This window comes from Trebonia sp. (genome assembly GCF_030042015.1).
Taxonomy (GTDB): domain Bacteria; phylum Actinomycetota; class Actinomycetes; order Streptosporangiales; family Streptosporangiaceae; genus Trebonia.
The window spans coordinates 1-9,737 of record NZ_JASIAL010000486.1 but is presented as its reverse complement, the minus strand read 5'-3'; the positions used below and the strand labels follow the sequence as shown (position 1 = coordinate 9,737).

Sequence of the window (9,737 nt, the reverse complement as noted above, 5' to 3'; positions counted from 1 at the left end):
AGCCTCAACAACCCGGAGTACTGCGACTTCACCTACCAGAACATGGCCGACTGGGGCCGCAAGATGTTCGTCACGCCCGGCGTCGTGGTCGACGGGCAGCTGGTCACCACCAGCCTGGTCGACATCAACCTGGGCATCCGGATCCTGCTCGGCCACTCGTACTACGAGGACTGGGAAGACCAGGAGATGTTCGTCACCCGCGACCCGCTCGGCAACCCGGTCGACCGTCGGCACCCGTGGAACCAGCACACGATCCCGCGCCCCGCCAAGCGCGACTTCGACGACAAGTACAGCTGGACGATGTCGCCCCGCTGGTTCGACGGCACCGACTACCTGCCGCTGGACACCGGCGGCGGCCCGATCGCGCGGCTGTGGGCGACCGCGCTGGCCGGCCTTGTCGACATCGGGTACGTGAAGTCAACCGGGCACAGCGTCGAGATCAACCTGCCCAAGACGGTGTCGCGGCCCGCGGTGACCTTCGAATGGAAGCCGCCGGTGGACTCCCACGGCCAGCCGCTGTCCAACGCGATCGAGCGGGACCGCGCCAGGACGTACTTCCAGGCGTACGCCGCCGCCTGCGCGCTGCACTTCGTCGAGCAGGCGCTCGCCGAGGTGCGGGCCGGGCGGACCAAGACGTGGGAGCCGTTCACCGTGCCCGACGAGGGCATCAGCTGCGGCTTCACCGAGGCGGTCCGTGGCGTGCTGTCCCACCACATGGTGATCAGGGAAGGCAAGATCGCGAACTACCACCCCTACCCGCCGACTCCGTGGAACGGCAGCGTCCGGGACACCTACGGGACGCCGGGTCCGTACGAGGACGCGGTGCAGAACACCCCGATCTTCGAGGAGAACCCGCCGGAGAACTTCAAGGGCATCGACATCATGCGCGCGGTGCGCAGCTTCGACCCGTGCCTGCCCTGCGGCGTGCACATGTACCTGGGCGGCGGCCGCGTGCTCAAGACGGCGCATTCACCGACCGGCATCACGCTGGCGATCTGACATGAGCGAGGGCAACGACGCCCGAGCGGCAGGGATGCGCGTGGAGGAACTCCTCGCTCAGCTGCGGGCGCGCGGGGGAGCCGAGGCCGCCGACCTCGCCGAGGAACTCGTCACCTGCCTGGTCCGGCTCTACGGAGCCGGCCTGGCGTCCATCATGGCGGTCATCGGCGACGAGGACAGGCTGCGCGCCAGGCTCATCGCCGATCCGCTGGTCGAGAGCCTGCTCCTGGTGCACGACCTGCACCCGCTCGGCACCGAGGCCAGGATCCGGCGCGCGCTTGGCCGGCTCGGGGCGGGCACGGAGTTCCTCGGCGTGGACGACGCCGGCGTGGCGCACATCCGGCCAGGGAGCGGCTGCGGCGCCACGACGGGCATCGAGCAGGCCGTGGCGGACGCGGCGCCGGAAACGACTGGGGTCAGGCTGGTCCCGCGCGACCCGCCGTTGCTACAGATAGCCCGCCGCCCCGCCGAGGCACGATGAAGATTATCCCGAACGGCCACGGCGTTCTCCCCGCGCCAGCCGGTTCGCCAGCCATGGCCGCCGGGCTGCGCCGCTTCGCCGCTCCCGCGCAGCCCCCGCCGGGGGAGCAGGCGGAGCGATGCGAGCTGTGCGGCGAGGAACTCGGCGGCGAGCACCGGCACCTGGCGGACCCGCAGCACCACTCGATCGCCTGCGCCTGCACGGCGTGCGCCCTGCTGTTCACCAGGCCAGGAGCCCGCTACCGCACGATACCGGACCGGGTCCGCCACGACCCGCGGGCGCCGCTGACCGACGCCGAATGGGCGGAGCTGCAAATCCCGGTCGCGATCGCGTTCTTCTTCCGCAGCTCGGCGCTCGGCCGCGTCATCGCCAGCTACCCGAGCCCGGCAGGGGTGACCGAATGCGAGCTTGACCTCGCGGCGTGGGACAGGCTCGCGGCCGCGCACCCGCTGCTCGCCGCGCTCGAGCCGGACGTGGAGGCGATCCTCGTCAGCCGCGGTGACGGCGCCGAGGCGTTCCTGATCCCCATCGACATGTGCTACTCGCTGGCCGGAGCGCTGCGGGTGAACTGGCATGGTTTCGACGGCGGGACCGAGGTCAGGCGGATCCTCGCCGATTGCCTGACCGACCTGCGGCAACGCGCCAGGGAGATCTAAATGGCGAACCTCACCTTCGGCTGCGCCCAGGCCAGTGCGGCGCGCTACGCCGCGACGCCGACGCTGTCGCTGACGCTGACGATCAGCGAAAGCACCGGCGCGGTCGTGCAGGCCATCGCGCTGCGCTGCCAGCTGCGCATCGAGCCGCACCGCCGCAGGTACTCCGCGGCAGAAGCGCGGCGGCTGGCCGACTTGTTCGGCGACACCTCCCGCTGGGCGGAGACGGTCAAGCCGATCCAGCTGGCCATGGTGTCCACGATGGTGCCGGGGTTCACCTCGCAAACGGAGGTCGACCTCCAGGTGCCCTGCACCTATGACCTCGAGGTCGCCTCCGCCCGCTACCTGCAGGGGCTGGATGACGGCACGATCCCGCTGCTGCTGCTGTTCAGCGGCACCGTCTTCACCGCGCACGGAGATGGATTCAGCGTGGAGCTGATCCCGTGGAGCTGCGAGGCGTCCTACCGGATGCCGGTCAGCGTCTGGCGCGAGGTCGTGGACCTGCACTTCCCAGGCAGCGCGTGGCTGCGCTGCAGCCGGGAGACGCTCGACGCGCTCGCCGCGTACAAGTCAGAACGCGCCCTGCCCACCTGGGACGCCACGCTGACCGCGCTGCTCAAGGAAGCGCCGTGAGCTTCGACGTGCGGCAGGTCGCGGACTCGGTCCTGTTCGAGGGCTACGTCCTGTACCCGTACCGCGCCTCCGCGCAGAAGAACCGCAGCCGCTGGCAGTTCGGCGTGCTCATGCCGCCCGGCTACGCCGCCCGCGACCCATCGGAGACGCCGGCGGCGCGGACCGAGTGCGTCTTCGAGCATTCCGGTGAGCCGGCGGTCGAGGTGGCCGCCCGGTTCCTGCAGGTGCAGCGGCGCCGCGCGATCGGCGAGGTACCCCATCGCCAGGTTCCCGAGGTGTGGGACGAGGCGGTCGAGCAGGAGGTCGCGGTCTTCGCGCGGGGCCCAGGGCTGCTCGGCGAGGGAGCTGTCAGGCAGTTTGCGATACCCGCAGGCGAAGAGTACGAGGCCATGGCGGGCGCGTACGTGGCCCGCCGCCGCGAACGGCTCGCGCTGTCCGTCTCGGTCCAGGCCAGCCCGCTGCCGGGTCCGTGGCAGGCGGCGCGGCTGACCGTCAGTGTCGCGAACCAGACCGCTCCGCCGCCCGCGGCCGCGGAGGACGGCAGCCCCGTGTTCGCAACCAGGGACGAGGCGCTTGCGTTCGCGCTCGTGGCGGTGCACATGATCATCACCGTCTCCGGCGGCGCGTTCGTCTCGATGACGGACCCGCCGGAGTGGGCCAGCCAGGCCGTCGGCGACTGCGTCAACGCCGGCGTCTGGCCGGTGCTGGCCGGCCCGCCCGGCTCCCGCGACGTGGTGCTTGCCTCGCCGATCATCCTGCCCGAGCACCCGGAGCTCGCCGCAGAAAGCCCGGGTGAGCTCTACGACGGCACCGAGATCGACGAGATCCTGACCTTGCGCACGCTCGCCCTCACCGACGCAGAAAAGGACGAGGCCCGCGCCACCGACCCGCGCGCCGCGGCGCTGATCGACCGGGTGGACGCGATGGACCCGCGGGCGATGGAACGGCTGCACGGCACGATCCGCGCGCTTCGCCCGCCCGCCGCGGACACCCGGGTCCCCTGGTGGGATCCGGAGCAGGACGCCTCGGTCTCGCCCGCCACCGACGCGATCACCGTGGCCGGACAGCGCGTGGCGCGCGGCAGCCTGGTCACGTTGCGGCCCGGCGCGCGCCGCGCGGACGCGCAGGACATGTTCCTGGCCGGCCGGCGCGCGGTCGTCGAGGCGGTCCTCACCGACGTCGACGACGCCAGCTACCTGGCGGTGTCCCTGGCCGACGATCCGGCCGCGGACTTGCAGGCCGCGCACGGCCGGTTCCTGTACTTCGCGCCGGAGGAGATCGAGCCGTGCGGCGGTGGCGATCGATGACCGGGCGGACGCTGGTCGCGGGGGTGGGCAACGTCTTCCAGGGGGACGACGCCTTCGGGGTGGAGGCGGCCCGGCTGCTGGCGCAGCGGCCGTGGCCGGACGGCGTCGAGATCGCCGATTTCGGCATCCGCGGCGTGCACCTGGTCTACGAGCTGCTCAACGGGTGTGACCTGTTCGTCCTGGTGGACGCCGCCCAGCGCGGGTGCCCGCCGGGCACGGTCACCGTGCTCGAGGTCGACCCCGCGGACGTCGCCCCGGGCGCCGCGATCATGGACGCGCACGACCTGACACCCGACGCGATCTTCGCGATGCTCGCCGCGATGGGCGGGCACCCGGGGCGGTGCCTGGTGGTGGCGTGCGAGCCCGCCGACCTCGGCGCTGGAATGGGGCTATCTGACCAGGTGCGGGCGGCGTTGCCGCACGCGGTCAGCACGGTCGAGGAGATTCTCAGGCAACAACGGCAAAAGGAAGGTGCACAACATGCTGGGCAGGCTAGTCAGGGCGGCGATCATAGCGGCGGTGCTCGCGATAGTGATCGATTCGCTGCCGGACGTTAGGCGCTACCTGGAAATCAGGGAGATGTAGCCGACATGGAAGCGCTCATCGGATTCGCCGTCGGCTACTGGGTAGGCACCCGTCACGGCCGCGAGGGGCTCGGGCGGGCGCTGGGCACGGCCCGCGAGATCTGGGAATCGCCGGAGACCCGGCGCGCCCTCGGCGAGGGGCTGTCGGCCCTGCAAGGTCTCACGCCGGTCGCGGAGGCCATGAAGAAGCAGCGTGACGCCCGCGGCGCGATCATCTCGGGCGTCATCGACGAGATCATGGCGCGCCGGAACGCTCGCCAGGCGGCCTGAGGACGCGGGGCGACGTGCACGAGTTCGGGCTGTGCGAAGGCGTGCTCGAGGCCGTCCAGTCCCGTGCGGCCGGCCGGCCGGTCGCCGGGATACGCGTGCGCTGCGGGGTGCGGCACGCCGTGGAGCCCGCGGCGATGGCACAGGCGTTCAGCCTCGTCGCAGCCGGGACGGAGGCGGCCGACGCGGCCGTGGAGGTCGTCACGGTCCCGGCCACGGTCAGCTGCCGCGACTGCGGGACCGCGAGCGAGAGCATGGACGCGCTCGCGGTGTGCTCCCGCTGTCACGGCACCAACGTCGAGATGAGCGGAGGCGACGAGCTGGTCCTGGAATCGGTCAGGTACCTAACCCCCAGCGGGTGACTGCGCCGCGGTAACCTCCGGCGCTGGCGACCTCGGCTAGTGCCGGAGGGGACCTATGCCCCTGACTTCCGGGCTCCCGCCCGCATGTGCTTGACGTGGAGCAAGGAACATGGCGGGGATGGGGCGGGCGCCCACGGCTGGATGGCGGCGTGTCCCGCGAGGCTGGGGCAGGTCGCGGCTTCTTCGCGGGCTCACGGTGGCCATCCTGGCCGTTCTCGGTGTCCTGCTCGCGGTGAGCGGAACGGCCGGAGTCGTCCGTTACACCGAGACGTTCTGGCTGTACCGGGGGTTCCCGCCGCCCACGCTGCTGCACGGGCTGCCCGCTCCCACGGTCGACACGATCACCGTGGTCAGCCCGGCGCTTGACGGCTACAAGGACACCGTGTACGTCATGCTGCCGCCGGGGTACGCGAGCTACCCCGCGCGCCGTTATCCGGTCCTGTACCTGCTGCACGGCTGGCCGGCGTATCCGTGGAACTTCCTCAACATCGGCAACCTCAAGGCGATCTACGCGTCGCTGCTCGCGGCCGGGCAGGCGCGGCCGATGATCTTGGTGATGCCGAACGGGACTCGCTCGTTCATGACCGACACCGAATGGGCGAACGCGGTGACCCCGGGGAACCAGTGGGAGACATTCGTCGCGCGCGACCTGGTCAACGCGATCGACGCGCGGTACCGGACGATCCGCAGCGGCAGCGCCCGGGGCATCGCCGGGTACTCAGAGGGCGGCTACGGGGCGCTGAACATCGGGCTGCACCACCCGGGCGAGTTCGGGCTGATTGAAAGCTGGTCCGGGTACACGATCGCCGACACCAGCCCGGCCCTGTTCGACCACAGCAGGGCGCTGCTGCGCTACAACAGCCCCCGGGACGAGGTTGTCGCCGCCGCCCCGCGGCTGCGGGCCGCCCGGACCTACATCTGGTTCTACTGCGGGCGCGCCGACGAAGACGCGTCGATGAACCGTGACTTCGCCGCGCAGCTGACCGCCCTGGGGATCGCGCACGAGTTCCTCTGGGAGCCCGGGTCGCACACCTGGCGGCTGTGGCGGGACATGATGCCGCAGGCGCTCGTCGTCGCGTCGGGGCAGCTGAGCCATGGCTAGCCGGGTGCGCACGGCGCTGGGCGCCGCCGGCCGTGCCGCGGCCGTCGCGCTGGCCGTCGTGATCGTGCCCGCGCTGGCGACGGGCTGGCTGTACTGGCTGCGGGCTCGCGTGGCGAGCTGGCCGGGCCCGCGGGTACACGACGCGCTGCCGCTCGACGAGCTGCCCAGCCACGACAGCGTGCCGCTGCTCGTGTTCGTCGCGGTCTTCGCCATCGCGGGGGTGATCCTGGGACTGGCGGCACGGGCGGCGCGGCTCGACCGGCTGGCGGCAGGACTCGGGCTGGCCGCCGGCGTGGGCGCCTGGCTGTACGTCGCCGACGCGATCTGCCTGTTCTTCGTCCGCCAGATTCCCTTCGGGCCCGCCTTCCGCGCCGCCGCCGGGCTGCAGCCCGTCTACCTCGCCGCGGCGCTGGCCGGCGTGGCCGGAGCGCTGCTCGGCCGCGGGACTGGCTCCGGCGCGATCGCGTACCGGCTGCTCGCCTGGCTGGTGGCCGTCGGCGGGCTGATCGACCTGATCTCGGTCCTGTTGCCGCGCCGGCACGCCGCACTCGGGCTGGTGGAGCGGATCGGCCCGGGGATCGTGGATCCGGCGGTGCACGTGCTGCTGGCACCGGCCGGGGTGCTGCTGCTCATCGGGTCGCGTGGCCTGATGCGGCGCAACAGGCGCGCCTGGGGGCTGTGCGTGGCGCTCCTTGGCCTGTCCGCCGCGCTGAGCCTGCTGCGCGGTTCCGACTATTCCGCGGCGATCGTGACCGGGCTCATCGCGGTTGCCCTGCTGGCCAGCAGGCAGGAGTTCCCGTTTCGCGGCGATCCGGCCGCCGAGCCGTCGGCGCTGCTGCGCCTGGCGGGCATGCTCGCGGCGGCCATCGCGTACGGCGTCGTGACATTGTTCGCCTACCGGACGGTCGGCGGCCTGCCGTTCTCGCTGACCGCCGCGCTCTGGGACAGCGTCCGGGCACTGGCCGGGCTGGCCCCGCACGGCAGCGAGTACCTGCCCGCGGGGTTCGCCGGGTGGTTCCCCGCCTCGGAAATGTCCATCGCGGCAATCGGGGTCGCCTGGGCGGTCTGGGTGTGGATCCGCCCCTGGCGGCAGCGGCTGTTCGCCGGCGCGGGCACCCTGGCGCAGGCGGAGGAGATCGTGCGCCGCTGGGGCGGCGACACCCTGGCGCCGTTCGCGCTCCGGCAGGACAAGCAGTGGTTCTTCACCGGCCAGAGCCTCATCGCCTACCGCGTCGTCCGTGGCGTCGCCGTCAGCGGCGATCCGGTCGGCCCGGCCGGGGAGGCCGGGGACGCGATCGCGGCCTTTCTCGCCCACGCCAGGTCCAGGGGCTGGCATGTGGTCGTGCTCGGCGCCGCGGGAGGGTTGCTTGACACCTACCGCGAGCACGGCCTGCGTCCGCTCTACCACGGCGACGAGGCGGTCATCGACACGGCGGCCTTCTGCCTCGCCGGGCGGACCATGCGCACGATCCGCCAGGCCGCCCGCCGGCTGGACCGCAACGGCTACCAGGCGGAGGTCGTCATGGCGGGTGACGTGCCGCCCGCGCTGCGCGCCGAGCTGACCGCGGTCGACCAGGCCTGGCTGCGCGGCGGGACCCGCAAGGGCTTCACGATGGAGCTCGATGGCCCGTTCCGGCTGGGCGACGGCGACGCGCTGTTCGTCATCGGCCGCGACGCCGGCGGCCGCGTTGCCGGGTTCCTCCACCTGGCGGTATGCCGGCCAAGCCGGTCGCTGACCCTGTCGTCGATGCCGCGCCGGGCGGACACCCCGAACGGGTTCAACGCGTGGCTCATCATCAACGCGACCGCGTGGGCAGGCGAGCACGGATTCGGCCGGATATCGCTGAACTTCTCCCCGTTCGCCGGCCTGCTCACCGCCGGTGCGGCGCGGACCTCCGCCCGGCGCATCGAGCGGCGTGCCCTGCTGCGGCTGAAGGACATGCTCGCCCTGCAGCTGGACAACCTGCTCCGGTTCAACCGGCAGTTCAGCCCGGCGTGGCTGGCGCGCTACGTGGTCGTCGAGCACCGGGCGGACCTGCCCCGGGTGGCGCTGGCGGCGATGGCCGCGGAAGGCTACCTGCCGTACGCCGGGCTGATCCGCGGCGCCGGCTGGTCGCCGCCCGAACCCCCGGCGCAAGCGCCGCGTGAGCCGCCGCCGCAGCCGGCCGAGCCGCAGTGGTCGGGCGGCAGGCGATGAGCCTCGCGGCCGGGCTGCTGCTCGCGCTCGTCTCGGCCGCGGCCCTCAACTACGGGTTCTACCTCCAGCACACCGCATCGGGGGAGCTGCCCGCGCTGTCGCTTCGCCACCCGGCCGCGTCGCTGGCCGCCCTGTTCACCAGCGGGCGCTGGGTGGCCGGCTTCGCGGGCGGCCTGGCCGGGTGGGCCCTGTACATCGTCGCGCTCGGCCTCGCGCCGATCTCCCTGGTACAGGCCGCCTCGGCCGGCGGCGTCGGGCTCCTCGCCCTGCTCGTCCGCGCGGGCGGCGCGCGCCTGCCTGCCAGGGACACGATGGCTGTCATCGCGTCCGTGCTCGGCCTGCTGCTGCTCGGGCTCTCGCTCGCCGGCGGCGTCAGCCACGGCGCCCTGCCGGGCTGGGGCCCGCCGCTCGCCTGGATTGTCGGCTCCGCGCTCGCGGCGGCCGTCGCCGCGGGCCCGGCCGGGGCCCTGTTGCGGCCGGGCGCCGGGCTGGCGGTGGCCGCCGGGCTGCTGTACGCGGCCGGCGATGTCTCGACCAAGGCGGCCGTCAGCGGCATCAGCCCGGTGATCGCGTTCGCGGTGCTGCTGCCCGCCTGTCACGGCCTGGCCTTCGTCTGCCTGCAGCTGGCCTTCCAGCGCGGCCCGGCCCTGGCTACCGCCGGCGTGTCGACCCTGCTGACCAACCTGCTGCCCATCCTCGCCGGCCTGACTGTCTTCGCCGAGCACATGCCCGGCGGGCTTGCCGGGGTGTTGCGCGGCGCGGGCTTCGCCTGCGTCGTGCTCGGCGCCGCGCTGCTGGCCCGCCCGGGGGCGGGCCAGCAGCCGCCCGGATCACGGCCGCCGGCGGTCAGCCGGCCGTGGCGCCGGGGACCGGCTGCCAGGTGATCGGCTGGTAGCGGGGCCCGTCGCCGGCGAGCAGGCGCTCGGCCTCGGCGTGCACGTCCGCGACGCTCTGCTCCAGGTTCAGCGACTTGCGGAACGGCTGCCGGACGTCCCTGGGGATCCGCAGGTAGACCTCGCCCCTGTTGCCCTCGGGGTCGAAGAAGTAGATCCCGTACGCGTTGCCGTGCGTGACCTCCTGCTGGACCGGGACGCCCGCGGCCTTGAACCGGTGGTGGTACATCTGCAGGGTCTCGACCGAATCAACGCGCCA

At 72.8% G+C, this 9,737-nt stretch carries 12 protein-coding genes; 11 read left to right on the top strand and 1 reads right to left on the bottom strand.

Translation table 11 applies throughout. From position 1 onward, the window contains the following. The 11 genes from Q1N79_RS25925 to Q1N79_RS25875 all read left to right on the top strand — a co-directional run. A partial coding sequence (locus Q1N79_RS25925) for a nickel-dependent hydrogenase large subunit (RefSeq protein WP_300613388.1) occupies window positions 1-999 on the top strand: 999 nt, incomplete at its 5' end. A gap of 1 nt (window position 1,000) precedes the next feature. Continuing rightward, window positions 1,001-1,480, top strand: a complete 480-nt coding sequence (locus Q1N79_RS25920; RefSeq protein WP_300613386.1) for a hypothetical protein — start codon at window positions 1,001-1,003, stop codon at window positions 1,478-1,480. Next, the gene (locus tag Q1N79_RS25915) at window positions 1,477-2,136 is read left to right on the top strand and encodes a DUF5947 family protein (protein WP_300613384.1); all 660 of its coding nucleotides are present in this window, start codon (window positions 1,477-1,479) and stop codon (window positions 2,134-2,136) included. Before Q1N79_RS25920 ends, Q1N79_RS25915 begins: the two co-directional genes overlap by 4 nt. Beyond that, entirely contained in the window at window positions 2,137-2,766 is a 630-nt protein-coding gene (locus Q1N79_RS25910; RefSeq protein ID WP_300613381.1) for a DUF6084 family protein, read from the top strand. Beyond that, window positions 2,763-4,073: a hypothetical protein gene (locus tag Q1N79_RS25905; RefSeq protein ID WP_300613379.1), complete on the top strand. Its 1,311-nt coding sequence runs from the start codon at window positions 2,763-2,765 to the stop codon at window positions 4,071-4,073. Before Q1N79_RS25910 ends, Q1N79_RS25905 begins: the two co-directional genes overlap by 4 nt. After that, entirely contained in the window at window positions 4,070-4,630 is a 561-nt protein-coding gene (locus tag Q1N79_RS25900) for a hydrogenase maturation protease (protein ID WP_300613378.1), read from the top strand. The genes Q1N79_RS25905 and Q1N79_RS25900 overlap by 4 nt, the downstream gene beginning before the upstream one ends. Window positions 4,631-4,663: 33 nt before the next feature. Beyond that, window positions 4,664-4,927 carry a hypothetical protein gene (locus Q1N79_RS25895; RefSeq protein WP_300613376.1) on the top strand — a complete coding sequence of 88 codons (264 nt, stop codon included), beginning with the start codon at window positions 4,664-4,666 and terminating at the stop codon, window positions 4,925-4,927. 14 nt (window positions 4,928-4,941) lie between these two features. Further along, window positions 4,942-5,286 (top strand): hydrogenase maturation nickel metallochaperone HypA, encoded by a 345-nt coding sequence (locus Q1N79_RS25890; RefSeq protein WP_300613374.1) that lies wholly within the window; start codon window positions 4,942-4,944, stop codon window positions 5,284-5,286. Between the two features lie 232 nt (window positions 5,287-5,518). Further along, window positions 5,519-6,388 (top strand): alpha/beta hydrolase-fold protein, encoded by an 870-nt coding sequence (locus Q1N79_RS25885; protein ID WP_300613372.1) that lies wholly within the window; start codon window positions 5,519-5,521, stop codon window positions 6,386-6,388. After that, window positions 6,381-8,585 (top strand): phosphatidylglycerol lysyltransferase domain-containing protein, encoded by a 2,205-nt coding sequence (locus tag Q1N79_RS25880; protein ID WP_300613370.1) that lies wholly within the window; start codon window positions 6,381-6,383, stop codon window positions 8,583-8,585. Before Q1N79_RS25885 ends, Q1N79_RS25880 begins: the two co-directional genes overlap by 8 nt. Then, window positions 8,564-9,469 carry a hypothetical protein gene (locus Q1N79_RS25875; RefSeq protein WP_300613368.1) on the top strand — a complete coding sequence of 302 codons (906 nt, stop codon included), beginning with the start codon at window positions 8,564-8,566 and terminating at the stop codon, window positions 9,467-9,469. Before Q1N79_RS25880 ends, Q1N79_RS25875 begins: the two co-directional genes overlap by 22 nt. On the opposite strand, the gene Q1N79_RS25870 is transcribed toward Q1N79_RS25875, so the two are convergent. Then, on the bottom strand, window positions 9,432-9,737 hold a 306-nt coding region (locus Q1N79_RS25870; protein WP_367185143.1), incomplete at its 5' end, for a VOC family protein. The genes Q1N79_RS25875 and Q1N79_RS25870 overlap by 38 nt on opposite strands.

Bases quoted from the DNA above. Each gene is read 5' to 3' on its own strand.
- Q1N79_RS25920 (WP_300613386.1), top strand. From the start codon at position 1,001: ATGAGCGAGGGCAACGACGCCCGAGCGGCAGGGATGCGCGTGGAGGAA.
- Q1N79_RS25915 (WP_300613384.1), top strand. From the start codon at position 1,477: ATGAAGATTATCCCGAACGGCCACGGCGTTCTCCCCGCGCCAGCCGGT.
- Q1N79_RS25910 (WP_300613381.1), top strand. From the start codon at position 2,137: ATGGCGAACCTCACCTTCGGCTGCGCCCAGGCCAGTGCGGCGCGCTAC.
- Q1N79_RS25900 (WP_300613378.1), top strand. From the start codon at position 4,070: ATGACCGGGCGGACGCTGGTCGCGGGGGTGGGCAACGTCTTCCAGGGG.
- Q1N79_RS25895 (WP_300613376.1), top strand. From the start codon at position 4,664: ATGGAAGCGCTCATCGGATTCGCCGTCGGCTACTGGGTAGGCACCCGT.
- Q1N79_RS25880 (WP_300613370.1), top strand. From the start codon at position 6,381: ATGGCTAGCCGGGTGCGCACGGCGCTGGGCGCCGCCGGCCGTGCCGCG.